This window comes from Methanococcoides seepicolus (assembly GCF_023684405.1).
Taxonomy (GTDB): Archaea; Halobacteriota; Methanosarcinia; order Methanosarcinales; family Methanosarcinaceae; genus Methanococcoides; species Methanococcoides seepicolus.
Map to the genome: position 1 here is coordinate 1 of NZ_JAGSOI010000059.1, position 16555 is coordinate 16555.

Annotated in this window: 15 protein-coding genes and 1 pseudogene; 10 read left to right on the forward strand and 6 right to left on the reverse strand. The window is 41.0% G+C overall.

All coding sequences use genetic code 11. The features are described from left to right. Window positions 1-537: transposase (locus KDK67_RS11545; protein WP_250868943.1), on the reverse strand; the 537-nt coding region annotated here is incomplete at its 3' end. 219 nt (window positions 538-756) lie between these two features. On the opposite strand from KDK67_RS11545, the gene KDK67_RS11550 reads away from it, so the two are divergent. The 6 genes from KDK67_RS11550 to KDK67_RS11575 all read left to right on the forward strand — a co-directional run bounded on the left by KDK67_RS11550 (window position 757) and on the right by KDK67_RS11575 (window position 6303). After that, window positions 757-1506, forward strand: coding sequence for an ABC transporter ATP-binding protein (locus tag KDK67_RS11550; protein ID WP_250868944.1), 750 nt, complete (start codon window positions 757-759; stop codon window positions 1504-1506). Beyond that, window positions 1485-2708 carry a SufB/SufD family protein gene (locus KDK67_RS11555; RefSeq protein ID WP_250868945.1) on the forward strand — a complete coding sequence of 408 codons (1224 nt, stop codon included), beginning with the start codon at window positions 1485-1487 and terminating at the stop codon, window positions 2706-2708. The genes KDK67_RS11550 and KDK67_RS11555 overlap by 22 nt, the downstream gene beginning before the upstream one ends. A 208-nt stretch (window positions 2709-2916) precedes the next feature. Next, window positions 2917-3828, forward strand: a complete 912-nt coding sequence (locus KDK67_RS11560) for a glycine betaine ABC transporter substrate-binding protein (RefSeq protein ID WP_250868946.1) — start codon at window positions 2917-2919, stop codon at window positions 3826-3828. Between the two features lie 78 nt (window positions 3829-3906). Continuing rightward, complete coding sequence (locus KDK67_RS11565; protein WP_250868947.1) at window positions 3907-5037, forward strand: ABC transporter ATP-binding protein; 1131 nt, start codon at window positions 3907-3909, stop codon at window positions 5035-5037. 28 nt (window positions 5038-5065) lie between these two features. After that, on the forward strand, window positions 5066-5698 hold the full coding sequence (locus KDK67_RS11570; RefSeq protein WP_250868948.1) for an ABC transporter permease: 633 nt from the start codon (window positions 5066-5068) through the stop codon (window positions 5696-5698). Beyond that, entirely contained in the window at window positions 5692-6303 is a 612-nt protein-coding gene (locus KDK67_RS11575; RefSeq protein WP_250868949.1) for an ABC transporter permease, read from the forward strand. Before KDK67_RS11570 ends, KDK67_RS11575 begins: the two co-directional genes overlap by 7 nt. A 772-nt stretch (window positions 6304-7075) precedes the next feature. Here the strand turns inward: KDK67_RS11575 and KDK67_RS14590 are convergent. The 5 genes and pseudogenes from KDK67_RS14590 to KDK67_RS11590 form a co-directional block, all read right to left on the reverse strand. Continuing rightward, a complete protein-coding gene (locus KDK67_RS14590; RefSeq protein WP_420846947.1) occupies window positions 7076-7165 on the reverse strand; it encodes a transglutaminase-like domain-containing protein in 90 nt (29 codons plus the stop codon). Between the two features lie 12 nt (window positions 7166-7177). Next, window positions 7178-7453, reverse strand: coding sequence for a hypothetical protein (locus KDK67_RS11580; protein ID WP_250868950.1), 276 nt, complete (start codon window positions 7451-7453; stop codon window positions 7178-7180). Between the two features lie 183 nt (window positions 7454-7636). Next, window positions 7637-7714 (reverse strand): annotated as a pseudogene (locus KDK67_RS14595) (hypothetical protein); the annotation flags it as partial. A 12-nt stretch (window positions 7715-7726) separates the two neighbouring features. Continuing rightward, window positions 7727-8389: a tetratricopeptide repeat protein gene (locus tag KDK67_RS11585; RefSeq protein WP_250868951.1), complete on the reverse strand. Its 663-nt coding sequence runs from the start codon at window positions 8387-8389 to the stop codon at window positions 7727-7729. A 726-nt stretch (window positions 8390-9115) separates the two neighbouring features. Then, complete coding sequence (locus KDK67_RS11590) at window positions 9116-9475, reverse strand: hypothetical protein (protein WP_250868952.1); 360 nt, start codon at window positions 9473-9475, stop codon at window positions 9116-9118. Between the two features lie 390 nt (window positions 9476-9865). Here KDK67_RS11590 and KDK67_RS11595 point away from each other — a divergent pair, with 390 nt between their 5' ends. From KDK67_RS11595 to KDK67_RS11610, 4 genes are all read left to right on the forward strand, one after another. After that, window positions 9866-12691: a DEAD/DEAH box helicase gene (locus tag KDK67_RS11595; RefSeq protein ID WP_250868953.1), complete on the forward strand. Its 2826-nt coding sequence runs from the start codon at window positions 9866-9868 to the stop codon at window positions 12689-12691. Between the two features lie 142 nt (window positions 12692-12833). Next, window positions 12834-14540: a class I SAM-dependent DNA methyltransferase gene (locus KDK67_RS11600; RefSeq protein ID WP_250868954.1), complete on the forward strand. Its 1707-nt coding sequence runs from the start codon at window positions 12834-12836 to the stop codon at window positions 14538-14540. A 41-nt stretch (window positions 14541-14581) separates the two neighbouring features. Beyond that, window positions 14582-16069 (forward strand): RNA-binding domain-containing protein, encoded by a 1488-nt coding sequence (locus KDK67_RS11605; RefSeq protein ID WP_250868955.1) that lies wholly within the window; start codon window positions 14582-14584, stop codon window positions 16067-16069. Further along, on the forward strand, window positions 16066-16431 hold the full coding sequence (locus tag KDK67_RS11610) for a restriction endonuclease subunit S domain-containing protein (protein WP_250868956.1): 366 nt from the start codon (window positions 16066-16068) through the stop codon (window positions 16429-16431). Before KDK67_RS11605 ends, KDK67_RS11610 begins: the two co-directional genes overlap by 4 nt. The last annotated feature ends 124 nt before the right edge of the window (window positions 16432-16555 follow it).

Consider the following 16555-nt stretch of genomic DNA (forward strand, 5'->3'; position numbering starts at 1 on the left):
ATGTGATTTGGATGCCTTTTTTGTCCATGTACCATCTTTACATCTTCTGGTCTTTGCATCATTTCCACGAGGAGTGTCAAGATTTGCATGTCCTGAATCAGCATGTATGAATGTTGCATCCTGAATCATACTTTTCTTGATTTCCAACCCTTTATTATCTAGTTGCCTTTGCAATTCATTCCATATTTCATCCTCTTTTCCTGTTTGAGAAATCCGTTCCCGAAAACCCCATACAGTAGTGCTATCAGGAACCTTTGCAGGAAAGCCTAAGAATTTCCTAAAGGAAATTCTATCAGTTGCCTGTCTTTCAAGTTCAGGGTCAGATAAGCCATGCCATTGTTGTAATACTAACATCTTGAGCATGACGATTTCATCAAGGTTCGGTCTGCCACCCAACTCTGTTTTGTTGTTGTACATTTCTGCTATAATCGGACGAAATGGTTTCCAATCTATGAGAGATTCGATTTCAGAGAGCTTGTCACCGAGATTTTCAAGACGTTTGTACTCTTCTTTAAGGGCAAAGTTCGTTAAGGACATAATATAAAATTATCACAATGGGTTATAAATTTTACTTCTGTTGGAGAGGTTTATCAGAATTCTCTCTAAACTGTAATTAATATCGATAGACGTAAGTATTAGACCTGTATTCTGATTTGCAATACGGTCTACATTTATTATCTGTTAACGGTCTACGAAGTCTGGAATTCTTGTACTTCAATATAAAAAAGAGATATCTTCAAAACGATCGGAGGAAATATGCTCGAGATAAAAGATCTTACAGTAGAGATTGGCGGAAGGAAAATCCTTAACAAGGTCAATCTCAAAGTGGAACAGGGCAGCACGACTGTCCTTTTTGGTCCAAATGGTGCTGGCAAATCTGCTCTTCTCATGACGCTTATGGGATTTAGTGGTTATGATATTGTGAGTGGGCAGATATTGTTCAAGGGAGTGGATATCACCCATCTTTCAGTGAATGAAAGGGCTGAGCGTGGTCTTGGGATCATGACACAGAGGCCACCCAACCTTACCGGTGTCAAACTTAAGGATCTGGTCAAGGTAATAAGTAATGACCATAGCTTCGATACAGATGCTGCTTCTAAGAAGCTGGATATGGAACGCTTCATGGACCGGGATGTGAATGTCGGTTTTTCCGGTGGTGAGATTAAAAGGTCTGAACTGTTGCAGCTTTCCGCACAGAACCCATGCCTTTACTTGCTCGATGAACCGGAATCAGGTGTAGATCTTGTGAGCATAGAAGAGATCGGTACGACCATCGATGAGTTGCTCTCAAGCAGATCGAAATGTTCCGTGGACCATTACAAGAGAGGAAATTCTGCACTTATTATAACACATACAGGTCAGGTTCTCGATTACGTTGAACCGGACGTGGGATACATACTCTGTAATGGTGTTGTCATGTGCAGGGGCAACCCGCGTGAAATGCTTAAGGAAATAAAAGCACATGGATATCAGGAGTGTATAAAATGCAAACAGGCAACTCTCTAAAGGAAAAGGCTGAGAAGGCCATTGAAAAATCTGCAATGTATGGAGAGGATTTCGACCTTAACGAATTCGAGGTTGCTGCAAAGGAAGTGCCGCAAACAGAGGATCTTGAGGACCTTGATGATGATTTCAAGCAAACACTTCTGAACGTTGGTGTGTTGACTGATGATAAGGAACGCTCAGGCAGTTTCCTGATGCTTGATAACGCAGTTTCCCACTCTTCACTTAAGGATCCCAACATTGAGTTGATGTCACTTCATGAAGCCATGGAAAAGCATGATTGGCTCAAGGATTATTCCTGGAAACTTGTTTCAGTGGATGCTGACAAGTACACCGCAAAGAGCTATCTTGAAGATGCTAACGGTTATTTTATCCGTGCACCTGCCGGACAAAAAAGCTCCATGCCTGTACAGACATGTCTTGTGATGGGGCATAAGGACGTTGCACAGACCGTTCATAACATCCTTATCGTGGAAGAGGATGCAAAGCTCGATGTCATTACAGGTTGTACTACCAAAAAAGGTGTTGAAAGAGCAATGCATCTTGGTATCTCTGAAATATATGTCAAGAAGGGCGGTGTTCTGAACTTTACTATGATACACAACTGGGCGGATGATGTTGGTGTCAGACCAAGGACAGTTATCCATCTGGAAGAAGGAGCATCGTTCGTTAATAATTATATCCTGTTAAAACCCGTAAGGTCCATTCAGTCCTATCCGACTGCGATACTTGATGGAGAAGGGGCTTTTGCAAGGTTCCACACAATAGCAGTTGCTCATCCTGGATCAGAGCTTGACCTTGGCAGCAGGGTTCTGTTCAATGCACCGAACACAAAGGCCGAACTGATCTCAAGGACCATCACAACAGGTGGTAAGGTCATTGCCAGAGGCGAAATGGTGGCAAATGAACCGCATTGTAAGGGTCACCTTGAATGTCATGGTCTTGTCCTTAAGGATGGAGGTACACAGCTTGCCATTCCGGTCCTTGAAGCAAATGTGGCAGATGTAGAACTTACTCACGAAGCCGCTGTTGGAAGGATCGCCAGAGAACAGGTCGAATACCTGATGGCACGCGGTCTTTCAGAAGAAGATGCAGTGGGAATGATCGTACGTGGTTTCCTCGATGTTGGTATTACAGGTCTTCCTGAAGAGCTGGCAAAAGACATTGATGATACTATTGCACAGATCGGAAAGGATGCTGTTTAATAAGCATCCTGTTCCTTTTTATTTAGCTTTTGGCTCTTACACGAGTCGTTCTTTCTTTTTTTAATTCTTTGAAGTTACCGATAAAACGAATTTAACTATTTTTATAATTTCTAAGCAATTGATTCATTTTTGGTTGATGCATAGTGAAAAAAATGCTGGCAACCAAATGTATAAATATTCTAAAGTTCACTTTGTGATGGGGTTAAAAATGAATTGGAAAATTCTACTTGCAACGTTTGTTGCTTTAGCTGTTATCCTTAGTGGATGTACAGAACCTGCTTCTGATGATACAGAAGTGGAGAAAGGAAAAGTGGACATAGGTTCAAAATTGTTCCAGGAATCATACATTCTGGCACATATGGCAGGTATCATGCTTGAAGAGGCAGGATATGAGGTAGATGTGCATGAAGGCCTTGGAGGCACTTTCGTAAACTATGAGGGTCTGAAACAGGGCAGTGTGGATGTATATGTTGAATATACTGGTACTGCATACAGCCAGATACTGAATCAATCTCCACTCGAAGTATGGGATTCTGAAGTTGTTTATCAGAAAGCCGAAGAAGGTCTGAATGAAGATGGAGTACTGGTCATAAGCGATCTTGGTTTTGAAAATGCCTATGCACTTGCAGTAAAAAAGCAGTGGGCAGAAGAGAACAATGTTGTTACTATAAGTGATCTTGAAACCCATGCACCTGATCTGATAATCGGTACTGATCCTGAATTTCCACTTCGTGAAGATGGTCTTTTAAGTATCAACAATATTTATGGATTTAAGTTCAAAGAGGTAAAGCCAACAGTTGCTACACTCATGTATGAGGCGATCAAGCTCGATGAGGTTGCTGTCATCTCAGCTTATACTACAGATACAAGGAACGAGATATTCGATCTTAAGATCCTGGAAGACGACATGAACGCATTACCTCCATACGATGCGATCGTTGTAATGTCTGCTGAATTTGCAGAAGCAAATCCTGATGCTGTTGCGGCTCTTGAGAAGCTCGATGGTCAGATCGATACAGAGACCATGAGAGGTCTTAATTATCAGTTCGATGTCGAAAAGCGTGAAGCTGAGGACATTGCCAGGGACTTTTTAATAGAGAATGGATTGATCGAGGGATAATCCCCTTCGATCCATTTAGTTTACGTTCATCTTTATTTTTTAATCGCTGAAAAACAGCTTTTTAATGTGAGATCTATTATGGCATCCAAAAGGTTATTCGACAGGATCGATTCGATACAGCTTCGCGGTGTGACGAAGAAATATGATGACAGGTTTGCTATCAATGATGTTTCTATTGATATTGAAGGTGGGGAGCTGGTCATTTTCATAGGCCCAAGTGGGTCCGGGAAGACCACAACACTCCGTATGATCAATCGTTTAATAGAACCCGATTCAGGGACCATTCTCATCAATGACCAGAATATCATGGAACTTGAACCGGTCGCTCTTCGCAGGAACATAGGTTATGTCATACAGAGCATCGGTCTTTTCCCTCACATGACCATTGCCGAGAACATCGGTCTCGTGGCCAAACTGGAAGGCTGGAATGAGAAAAAGATCAAAGACAGGGTAGAATACCTCCTTGATTTTGTTTCCCTTCCGTCTGATATGTTCATGGATAGGTATCCTCATCAACTAAGCGGTGGACAACAGCAGAGAGTTGGACTTGCAAGGGCACTTGTGATGGACCCTCCTCTTTTGCTCATGGACGAACCCTTCGGTGCACTTGACCCGATCTTAAGAAAACAACTTCAGGAAGAGTTCTACCAGATCAGGGAAAAACTGGGTAAGACCATAATATTCGTGACACATGATATCGAAGAGGCTTTCAAGCTCGGTGACAGGATCGCGATAATGGATGATGCTAAACTTGTTCAGATAGGCACAGCAGAAGAATTGATATTCCATCCCGCAAACGAGATGGTGGCAAGCATTGTGGATACTAGTAAGAAGTTCAAGCACCTTGATACATTGAAAATAAAGGACCTTATATCTCCTCTTGAGTGCATGTATGTCCACGATGGATCCCTTGATATTGAGAGTGCTATCAGTTCCATGATAGGGAAGAACATAGAGATCGCTGTCGTTTCTAATGGTTCGTTTCCTCTCGGTATTGTAAAGCTTATAGATCTACTGCGTATGGATGATAAAGAAAGCAAAATTATAGATCATGTTGTTAAAATCCCTTCATTTTCCAGAAATAAACTGCTTTCATCCTCACTGAAAATAATGCAAAAGGATGGACATTCTATGGCCTTTGTCATGACCGATGGAAAACTAAGCGGGTTCCTGTTTCCAAATGATGCTTTCAGTCAGGTAATTGGATAAGGAGCATAAAGGGGTTGATTCTCTGTTATTGTCTGATCTTGTTGAAGTCTGGGAAACGAACTCATTGACATTGCGTACGATCGAGCATCTGACTATGTTCAGCATTGCCATAGTTCTGGCTTCCATCATCGGCATTTTTCTTGGATTGTTCCTTTACTCCAGACCAAAGATAGCACATCCTACGCTCAATCTTTTAAATCTTGTCGAGACCATACCCGATATTCCCTTATTGGTACTTCTATTGCCTATATTCGGTCTTGGAAGCGGACCTACCATTGTAGCATCAGTACTTTATTCCCTTTTACCTATTACACGAAATACCTATACAGGCCTTAAAGAAGTGGATCTTAAATATGTTGATATTGCACGTGCAATGGGACTATCCGAAAAGGATATTTTGTTCAAGGTCAGGATACCTCTTTCTTTACCTATGATCGTCGGAGGTTTGCGTATAGCTCTTGTTTTTACCATGGGTGTTGTAACACTTGGCGGCCTGATTGCTGCAGGTGGACTGGGTGCAGCCCTTATTGCCGGAATACAGCTCTATAAGATAAACACGATCCTGGTAGCCGGTCTCTGGACGGGTTTGCTCGCTGTTATCTTTGACGGGCTTGCCGGAATTGTTGAGAAACGCCTTCAGAGGAGGTATGGTATATGGTAACTCTTGAGACGATACTCAGCCATACTGCTGACCACCTAGTATTGGTGCTTATGACACTAATCATAAGCATTTGCATATCTATGCCTCTTGCATTTGGTTCACTCTACAACAAGCGCTTTGGTTATGTGGTGACCAAGTTTGCAAATCTTGCACAGGCGGTCCCAAGCTTCGCAGTTGTTGCTATCGTTGTCCCTCTTATGGGAATTGGCTTCTATCCTGCTGTGGTAGCGATATTACTTCGTGCGTTGCTTCCTATAATCAAGAACACTTATATTGGGCTTTCAACAGTCGATCCGTCAATGCTTGATTATGCGGATGGTATCGGGCTGAACGAATGGCAGATACTTCGATATGTTCGCCTGCCAAATGCTTATCCCGCTATTTTTGCAGGTATTAAGTTCGCTTTCATACTCATCAACAGCATTGCTATTCTCACAGCGTATATAGGAAGTGGTGGCCTTGGCGAGCTAATATTCCAGGGACTTGTTGCATTCAATAATGAGAAGATCCTCGCAGGTGCTATTCCGGCTATTCTTATAGCGATAGCATTTGATATTATATTTACCAGGATAGAAAAGAAGCTTACACCACATTACAGAAAATGAGCTTTTAAGATCTTCCTTTACTGGCTCTGTAGAAAACCTACCAAAATCAAAATCTATGAGCTGGAATTGGAATTATATTCCAACATCATGTAACACATTCCATAATCTTTTCAAATTGGATTAGTGTCCGAATATCGAGGATTTCTACAGAGCCAAATATTGAAATGTTTATAATATAACCATAATAAAGTATTTTTCTTCGTTTTTGTTTCCAGAAACAAATCTGTGTTTCATTTGCACAAAATATGTATATACCCCCTCTTTCGAAATAACAAAAATCTACTTCTTGATGGTATTTTTCATTTATTTGTATCTCCGTGCAAATGAAAGAATCTATTTCAAAACCCCTTATTTACTCATTTCCATCACATAAAAAACTCTTCAAATTTCATAGTATTCTCCTACAATAGATTGTATGGGGTAGTGTTTAGATTTTCGAAATGAGCTCAATGATAAATAGAAATGAAACGCAACATAAGATTTAAATTGTTTCTTTTTCTATTTTTATGACCTTGATATACTAGGAAAATGAGCCAAAAAACAGGAAAAAAGCAACAAAATGTGTATTTTGTTACTTCCAGAACTGCGAAAGGTCAGATACTATTGAGATAATGACTTAAATAGAGGTCAGGGACATAAAAAGAACCCCCTTGCTGTCGTTCCTTATATCTGACATTTCCGCATTAGGAAGATTAAGATTAAGACTTGATGGGATTTGTGGGTTCAAATCATACCCTTCGCACTTTTCTTATTATTATCAGAGCTTTACACATCAATTTATTAATGGAAGACTTTGGTCCATTACATAACAAGTTCTATTAATTTCAATAGCGCATGCTGCATGACTGGAATATGTTACCACATAAAAATCAAATTATTTCGTAGCCCCATCATAATCTTCTACATCTTCCCTGGGATTTTCCATTTCAAACTCAACTCCAGAAGAAGTTAGCTTTAATTTTGTGATATAGGGGGAGCAAAGTAAAAGAACTACTGTGCCTATCAAAATCATTATTTGGCTAAAAATAGTAATGCTATTTCTTGTCGTGGTTGTTGTAATATTACTTAATGATTCTGTAATTGTATTTGTTTCGATTATACTTTGAGATTCATTATAAAAAGTAGACAATATGATAGAATATAAAGCCATTAAAATCAAAGATAATAGAAGAAAAATAAGGATACACATTGTAACTTTTTTTATTGCGCTTGTTTGCCACCAATCAACGTTCTCACTTTTTACTATCTTTAATTTTGCTAATATAAGATTAGAATAGGCTTTATGGTTACTTGGATCTAGTATTATAGTTTCCTCGAATTTCTCTATTGCTTTATCGTAGTCTTTGAGGTCTTCTGCATATAGAACTCCGAGATTTGTGTAAGAATCAACAAAATTTGGATTTTCACTAATCGCTCGTTCGAACTATTCCTTAGATTCAGAAATTCTTTTTAATTTCCTCAAAACTATGCCGCTATTGTTGTATGTCCTCGCATAATTTGGGACTATCACCAAAGACTGATTAAATCTTTTAAGTGCACCTTCATAACGTTCCTTCTTCCGAGCTTCGTCCTTTTCTTCATCACCTTGTTCTATAAATAATACTCCAAGGTTGTTATATGCACCCGCATGATTTTTATTATACTCAATAGCTTTGTCAAAATTTATCTCAGCTTCTCTGTATCTCTTCAATTTGAGTAGAGCTTTCCCAAGGTGGTCATACATATTCGAAAGTTTCTGTTTCTTCTTTTTAGAGTTAATTTTTGAATAAGTAATTGCATTTTCATATACTTCTTTAGCCTTTTCATAGTTTTTTAATTCGTATAAGATATCTCCCAACTTGAATTGTACTTTACTTAATTTAGGATCAATTTCCAGTACCTTGCAGTATTCCTGCTCAGCCTCTTTATATCTACAAAATTTGGCAAATAAATCTCCTCGCTTTTCATGTGCTTGCATATTTTCGGGATTTTTTTTAATTGCTTTTTTGTAGTTGGACTGAGCATCTTCAAAACGCTCTATTTTTACTAGCATACCGGCTAGCCAAGTAAGTATTTCCGATTTTTTTTGATTATTTTCGGTATTCAATAACGCCTGAGAAAATACAAATTCAGCATCAGAATATCTTTTAAGTTTAACAAACGTCCTCCCACAATATATATGGGCATCTATATTTTTAGAATCCGATTCTAGAATTTCCTATAGAACAATTAAAATATCTTTGGGTTTTGCATCTTTAGTAGCTTCATCTATTTTTCCCACTAAAATAAATTTTCTTATATCATTTTGCTCTGTCATATGCCTTACCTGATATAAATGATTCTTATTTTTTACTTTGTAGTAAATCTACCGAAATGAGCTGCAAGTAGCTGAAAATAAATAAGTACAAATCAGATCATTCAGTTCAATTAATGGAGATTCGTTATTTCAGAGATTTCTACAACTCCTTCACTAAAACATTAATTGTGAATCTTCTCTTGGTCTATCAACTACCCCACATCATAAATTCTTATATAACTTAACATTTAAAAAGATTTCTCTCTGTTTTTGGGATTCGTGAGCAGGTTCTATTGAAAAAAGATTTTTACGAATAAATTTCCCTTTTTGTACGCTAAAATTGCTCTGCAATTTCCTGATATAAGAGCCGGATATCTAAGCCTTGGGTAAACCAGACATTAAGATCCTGCTTAATACACCAGTCAGTAACTTCAAAGAACCATTCACGATCTGCAAGGATGTTATTGTCAGAAACATGATCTTATCGAAGTCTGGATTATGCCAGTCTTGCGGATGCAGTGCTCGATGCAACTTTCCCTATTTCTCAGGAACTATGCAAAAGTGACAATTACGGAAGCATCCCCCTGTACGAAATCCCATTGAATAATCACAATCAGGATACAACGAATAGTCCGGTCTCATTTGCTCAATCGTGCCTGGCAACCTACTCTTAAGATCATAACCTGATTCACCAATACGGATATCTACATAAGGATAAAATAACTTCAATCCATCAACATGATGCTTATTCTGCTTGAATACAACAGAAGCATACACAATATCGGGATTGCTGACAAAGAACCCGACATTATCACCTATGCTCTTATGATAAGCGGAGATCTTCATTAATGCAAGATTCGGAATCTTATTATCAACATCGATTAATAAAACATTCATCGAATCACCTTAAGTTTTACATTTCATTCAAGAATGTCAAATTATGTACGCTTGTGAAGTGTAACTGCTTATACCTGACATTTCATGTACGTTTGTCTTACTTCTAGAATTGCCACCATTTGTTAAGATTGTCTGATTAATCTATCATGAATTGTTACGAAAGGGCAGATACTATTAAGATAATTACACAAATGTTTCTAAAATTGACTCTGTAGAAAACCTACCAAAATCAACATCTATAAGCTGGAATTGGAATTATATTCCAACATCACATAACACATTCCATAATTTTTTCAAATTGAATTAGTGTCCGAATATCGAGGATTTCTACAGAACCCCTGTCCTGAGATTTTAAGTACCATCAAGTGTTCTTACGGATGGTTTTCATCAATGGATATGTCAGGAATTATCAAGACTATCAGTTCTTCACGTGGCTATGAAGGTCAGATAGTTCACGTAGAGAATATTTTGCCACGGGATGCGGAATTCGGTTCGGTCGAGCTTAAACCTTTGATACGATATGCTCTTGCTGAGAAGGGGATCAAAGAACTTTATACTCATCAGGCTGATGCTGTTAAGGAGGTGCTGGACGGTAAGGATGTCGTGCTTTCTACCAGTACTGCCAGCGGGAAATCATTGTGTTACATGCTCCCCATCTTTGAGACATTGATGGATGATCCTAATGCCACTGCCCTTTATATTTCACCTCTGAACGCTCTTGTGAACGACCAGCTTGAGAGCTTTGAGAAGTTCAGGGATAGCATGGGGCTTGACCTCAATATTAACAAGTTCATCGGAACAATGCCCCCTGAGGAGAAATCCGCAGTGAAGTATGGTAATCCACGTATTCTTTTTACAAATCCTGAAATGGTGCATCTGAGCTTTTTGCAGTGGAAGCAACAGTGGAAGAAGTTCCTCTCAAACCTCAAATATATAGTTCTTGATGAGAGCCACACGTATAGCGGTGTTACGGGTATCAATATGGCCAACCTCTTGAGGAGGCTCAACCGTATTTGTGATCATTATGGTTCAAGTCCGCAGTATATCTGCTGTACTGCGACCATTGGAAATCCAATGGAACATACTTCGGCTTTGATAGGCAAGGATGTTACTTTGATAGATAATGACGGTTCCGGCAGGGGTGCTCAAAAGTTCATGTTCTGGAACCCGCCTCTTTATTCCCGATCAAAGAATTTCACTGTTCGAAAAGCGAGCTTTGGTGACACTGTCAATATATTTACGACCTTTGTCCAGAACGATCTTCAGACCATTGTTTTTACAAGGGCGAGGCAGAAGGTTGAAAAGATGTTCGTGGAGGCAAGGAACCAACTCGAAGGCAGGGGTGTTCGAAAGACCATAAGCTCTTACAGAGGCGGTTATTATGGGGATGAGCGTGAGGCCATAGAGAAGGGATTGTCAAGAGGCGAGATCGCAGGTGTCATTTCTACCACGGCCCTTGAACTTGGTATTAATATAGGGGGCTTGGACGCTTGTATTATCGATGGATTCCCGGGCACTTTGATGAGTGCGAGACAGCAGGCAGGCCGTGCGGGTAGGGGCAGCAGTGAGAGCATTGTTGTTCTGGTCGCGGATTCTAATGCCCTTGATCAGTATTATATGAGGAATCCGGGAGATTTCTTCGTTAAGGAGTGCGAGCGGGCTGTCATCAATGTCTCGAATAGGAACATTCAGGCCGACCATTTGCTCTGTGCAGCAAAGGAGCTGCCTTTAAGGGATGAGGATGAGCGTTATTTCGGTGAGGAGTTCAAACGAATAGTCGCTGCCCTTGAGGAAGAAGGTTTACTTGAAGGCGGTTTTGAGAAGCGTTCCCTGGATGGCGGGACGCATATGCGTGTCCATATCAGAGGCACTGACAGCAATGGTTATACTATTTTTGAGAAAGGTTCCCGCAAGCCCCTTGAGAAGGATATCGACAGGCTGCGTGCTTATCGGGAAGGCTTTAAAGGTGCGATCTACATCAATAAGGGTACTCCGTATTGTGTGACGAAACTGGACCATGAGAAGCGTATAATTCAGGTCGAGAAAGCGAGGGATGCGTATTATACAAGGGCTCAGGTAACCTCTGATATTGCTGTTCGTGACGTTATAGATAGCAAGCCCCTTTCCACTTTTGATGGTGTAAGTGTTGGTTTCGGCTATGTGGAGGTCATCCAGCAGGTAACGGGATACAGGAAGCTTCAGCTTCGTTCTGAAAATGAACTTGGGAGGTTCGACCTTGATATGCCGGAGTTCAGCCTTGAGACCGAAGCTCTCTGGCTTGAGCTGCCTGATGGGCTTGTTGGTCTTGTGGAGGAACACGACAGGGATTTCAATGGCGGGATCCATGCCATCGAGCATGCTCTGATCGCTATGTATCCATTGCATTTGCTTGCTGACCGCAACGATGTAGGCGGGGTTTCAACGCCCGAACATGGGGATATCGGCAATAGAAGCGGCATTTTCATCTATGATGGTCATGCCGGTGGTGTGGGTTATGCTGAAGCCGGTTATGCAAAGATCGATGAAATGCTTGAGGTCACATTAAAGGCCATAGAGGGCTGTCCGTGCAAGGGTGGCTGTCCTTCGTGTATCCAGTCCCCTAAATGCGGCAATAATAATGAGCCATTGGACAAGGATGCTGCGATTATGATCCTCAGGAAGATGCTTGGCAAGCCTGCGTATATCCCTCAGAGGACACATCTGTCCGAGGTTGCAAAGCAGAGGAGCAGTGCTGTCCAGGGTCGTGGAATTTCCAGATCGGTCAAAGCCGGTGATAGTCCTGCTGAGGCCTTGAACAGGGCAAAGAGGAAGCTCAAGAAGCAGGGCTCAGGAAGTGCTGGTGAGTGGGTGAAAATGGGAATTGCTGCCGGTAGGGATGAAAAGGACCATAAGAAGGCATGTTATTGCTTTGATAAGGCTTTACAGCTGGAGCCGGACAATGTCACTGCGCTGTTCAATAAAGGCATCACCTATCTTCAGATGAAGATGTATCCTCTGGCATTAGAGTGCTTTAACCGGTTGCTCAACATCGGTTACAGGGACAATGTCAAGGTGTGGAAGTGTAAAGGGGATTGCTTACGCATGCTCGATAACCGTGCAGGTGCCATTGAATGTTATAATGAGGCCTTGAGGTTGAAGCCCGATGATGTTAAGATCAAACAGGCACGGAATAGTTTGAGGGCAATGGATAGGGCTTTGTATCCTGATGATATGTGAGATATATATCTCACATCATCTGTTTTTTCGATTTTCAAATCAAAATCAATAGTCCTAAATAGTATTATTTTTAATAAGTAGTTGAAAAGGTTTGGTTTTAATATTCCATCATTTATTATTTCATTAATAGAAGGCATTAATTATGACTGATATTGAACAGCAATTTTTTAAAGAGTTTGAGACAAAGCTCTGGAAAGCAGCAGATAAACTTCGTTCAAACATGGATGCGGCTAACTACAAGCATGTGGTTTTGGGCTTGATCTTCCTTAAGTATGTGTCTGATGCTTTTGAAGAGCGTCAGAACGAACTCATTGAGTTGTTCAAAAAGGATGACGATGAGAATATCTATTATCTGCCTCGTGAGGATTATTCAAATGAAGAGGAATATCAGCATGCTATTGCTGAGGAGCTGGAGATAAGGGATTATTATGCTGAGAAGAATGTTTTCTGGGTGCCAAAGATCGCACGCTGGGACATTCTTAAGGAAAAAAGTGTCCGTCCATTAAATACTGTTATCTGGCAAAATGAACAAGGCGAAGATGTTAAGCTAAAGTCGGTCTCATGGCTGATAGATAATGCTTTAGATGAGATCGAGAAGGCTAATCCTAAGCTCAAAGGCATCCTTAACAGGATCGGCCAGTATCAGCTCGATTCCGAGAAGCTTATCGGGCTTATTAATAATTTTAGTAATACCCGTTTCCATTATCCTGAGTTCAATGATGAGAAGCTGAACCTTAAGTCAAAGGATATTCTGGGTCATGTGTATGAGTATTTTTTGGGTCAGTTCGCACTTGCTGAGGGTAAACAGGGTGGCCAGTACTATACTCCAAAAGCCATTGTTACTCTGATCGTTGAGATGCTGGAGCCTTACAAAGGTCGTGTTTATGATCCTGCCATGGGTAGTGGCGGGTTTTTTGTTTCCAGTGATAAGTTCATTGAGAACCACGCAAATGTGAAGCACTACAATGCTTCCGAGCAGAAAAAACAGATATCGGTGTATGGTCAGGAATCAAACCCGACCACATGGAAACTGGCTGCCATGAATATGGCTATTCGTGGTATTGATTTCAATTTCGGCAAAAAGAACGCTGATTCCTTCCTTGACGACCAACACCCCGACCTGCGTGCTGATTTTGTGATGGCAAACCCTCCTTTCAATATGAAGGAATGGTGGCATGAGAAGCTGGCAGATGACCCGCGCTGGAAATATGGCACTCCCCCTAAGAACAATGCTAACTTTGCGTGGATGCAGCACATGCTACACCACCTTGCCCCCACCGGCAGCATGGCCCTTCTGCTTGCTAACGGCTCCATGAGCAGTAATACCAATAACGAAGGTGAGATACGAAAAACCCTTGTCGAGAAAGATATCGTAGAGTGTATGGTCGCACTACCCGGGCAATTGTTCACGAACACCCAAATCCCCGCTTGCATTTGGTTCTTAACCAAAGATAAGTCTGCAAAGGATGGCAAAAGGAACAGAAAGGGTGATATTCTGTTCATCGATGCCCGCAATCTCGGTTATATGAAAGATCGTGTTCTCCGTGATTTTAAAGAAGAGGACATACAAAAGATAGCAAACACCTTCCATACTTGGCAACAAGACTGGTCTGAAGATAAGAACGAGCCTGGATTTTGCTTTTCAGCCGACCTCGGCACAATAAAAAAGCACGATTTCGTTCTAACTCCCGGCCGCTACGTAGGTGCAGAAGCAGAAGAGGATGATGGCATTCCTTTTGACGCAAAGATGGCTTCTCTTACGAGCAAGTTGAAGACACAGTTTGAAGAGAGTGACAAGCTGGAAAATGAGATCAGGAAGAATCTGGCAGGTTTGGGTTATGATATTTGATACCTGATCGAAGCTGGATTTTTTAAATGGGAATACTAAATATGGATAAAACTGAACTGTTCAACAGGCTGGAAGATCTGGAGTGGGAAGATTTTGAGGTGAAAGAGGCGAAGTCTTCTATTCCAAAAAGCAGTTTTGAAACGGTCAGTGCATTTTCCAATACAAATGGTGGCTGGCTTGTTTTTGGAGTTAAGCAACTGAATAAGGCTTTTGAGATCACTGGTGTTGAGGATGCTGAACGGATCGAGCAGAATTTCACCACGGCTCTTCGGGGGGACAAGTTCAACCAGAAGATCAGAGTGAAAAGCACTAAGTATGATTTTGATGGAAAGATCGTGCTCGCTTTTTACGTTCCTGCATCTGAACAGAAGCCTGTTTATTTCAATTCAAGGAAAAACACGTTTATACGAACTGGCAGCGGAGACCAGCGGGCAACGGATGTTGAAATTGATGCGATGTACAGGGACTCTTCGTTTGGCCTGAAGGATAAGGAACTGACCGGGTTTACAATTGATGATCTGGATGAGAGAACGATCTTAGATTACAGAACTTATCTTGAGAATGTGAACCCTGAACACAGGTATAACAAATTGTCAACGGAGGAATTGCTGGAGAAGTTGCAGGTTGTGGTCGATGGCAGGATCACAATAGGAGGTTTGCTGGTCTTTGGCAATGAGGACAACATCAACCGTATGCTTACTGATTTTAGGATAGATTATCTTGAAATTATGGGTACGTCCTATTCTGATGCTCCGACCCGATACAATTACAGGCTTTATGAGGAAGAGAATCTGTTCCGGTTCTATTTTAGCATTTTTGAACGCCTGATGAAGAAGATCGACCTGCCGTTCACCCTAAGAACAGACGGCTTCGCAACCGACAATCAACCTCAACTTACCGCTATTCGTGAAGCTCTCGTAAATCTTCTGATGCACTCCGATTATTTCAGCCCTATGAAACCAAGGATCAGGGTTTTCCTTGACAGAATAGAGTTCCTAAATCCCGGCAGCCTCCCAAAAGACATCGAATCCATCATGAAAGAAGATTTCACAATGCCAAGAAACCCCATTATCACGAGAATCTTCAGGGTCATCAAACTCTCCGAAAATGCAGGCTCAGGCTTTGACAAAATGTTCACCGGCTGGAAGTCCTATTATGAAACCGAACCTGTGGTTTCAAACGATGTAGATTTCTACAAGATCACTTTCCCACTGGTCAAAGACAGCATCCCCGAAAAAACGTCGGAGAAAACGTCGGAGAAAACGTCGGAGGAAATGTCGGAGAAAACTAGGGAGAAAACTAGGGAGAAAACTAGGGAGAAAACTAGGGAGAAAACTAGGGAGAAAACTAGGGAGAAAATATTACAAGAGGTTCGGATAAACCAGCAAGTTACAATTGCCGAACTTGCCGAAATTATCGGCGTTACAACACGTTCCATAGAGCGCAATATTCAAAAGCTTCAAGCTGCTGGAATGCTTCGGCGCATTGGTCCTGATAAAGGCGGTCACTGGGAAGTGATGAATGAATGAAAGGTCAGATTATGAATTTTGAAATCAACACATTAGAAGACATGTGTGAATTGATTGTAGACTGTCCTCATTCGACACCAAAATGGACGGATAAAGGGTTAATTGTACTTCGTAATCAGAATATTAAAAGTGGAAATCTAGATATCAGTAGCCCAAGTTATACTCATGAAGAAGATTTTCAAAAGAGAATTAAACGAGCTGTACCACTAGCCGGAGATATTGTTTTTACTCGAGAAGCACCGATGGGTGAGGTTTGTCGTATTCCTGAAGGGCTTAAGTGCTGTTTAGGGCAAAGACAAGTTTTACTAAGACCAAAGGTAACTATTCAGCCTAATTATCGTCAATCCTGTATTCAACTCTAATACAAAAAATTAATTTGCAACCCTAAAATCAAACAATCGTTGGAACAAATGGCTTTCCATCGATTGCATCTTGAATAGCTTTCATCACAGAAAGTTGATTCTTCTTAACAGTAGAAATGTAGCT

What these genes read in the sequence shown, in the direction of transcription:
- KDK67_RS11550 (WP_250868944.1), top strand. Translation starts at nt 757, where the DNA reads ATGCTCGAGATAAAAGATCTTACAGTAGAGATTGGCGGAAGGAAAATC.
- KDK67_RS11555 (WP_250868945.1), top strand. Translation starts at nt 1,485, where the DNA reads ATGCAAACAGGCAACTCTCTAAAGGAAAAGGCTGAGAAGGCCATTGAA.
- KDK67_RS11560 (WP_250868946.1), top strand. Translation starts at nt 2,917, where the DNA reads ATGAATTGGAAAATTCTACTTGCAACGTTTGTTGCTTTAGCTGTTATC.
- KDK67_RS11565 (WP_250868947.1), top strand. Translation starts at nt 3,907, where the DNA reads ATGGCATCCAAAAGGTTATTCGACAGGATCGATTCGATACAGCTTCGC.
- KDK67_RS11575 (WP_250868949.1), top strand. Translation starts at nt 5,692, where the DNA reads ATGGTAACTCTTGAGACGATACTCAGCCATACTGCTGACCACCTAGTA.
- KDK67_RS11580 (WP_250868950.1), bottom strand. Translation starts at nt 7,453, where the DNA reads ATGGCTTTATATTCTATCATATTGTCTACTTTTTATAATGAATCTCAA.
- KDK67_RS11590 (WP_250868952.1), bottom strand. Translation starts at nt 9,475, where the DNA reads ATGAATGTTTTATTAATCGATGTTGATAATAAGATTCCGAATCTTGCA.
- KDK67_RS11595 (WP_250868953.1), top strand. Translation starts at nt 9,866, where the DNA reads ATGGATATGTCAGGAATTATCAAGACTATCAGTTCTTCACGTGGCTAT.
- KDK67_RS11600 (WP_250868954.1), top strand. Translation starts at nt 12,834, where the DNA reads ATGACTGATATTGAACAGCAATTTTTTAAAGAGTTTGAGACAAAGCTC.
- KDK67_RS11605 (WP_250868955.1), top strand. Translation starts at nt 14,582, where the DNA reads ATGGATAAAACTGAACTGTTCAACAGGCTGGAAGATCTGGAGTGGGAA.
- KDK67_RS11610 (WP_250868956.1), top strand. Translation starts at nt 16,066, where the DNA reads ATGAAAGGTCAGATTATGAATTTTGAAATCAACACATTAGAAGACATG.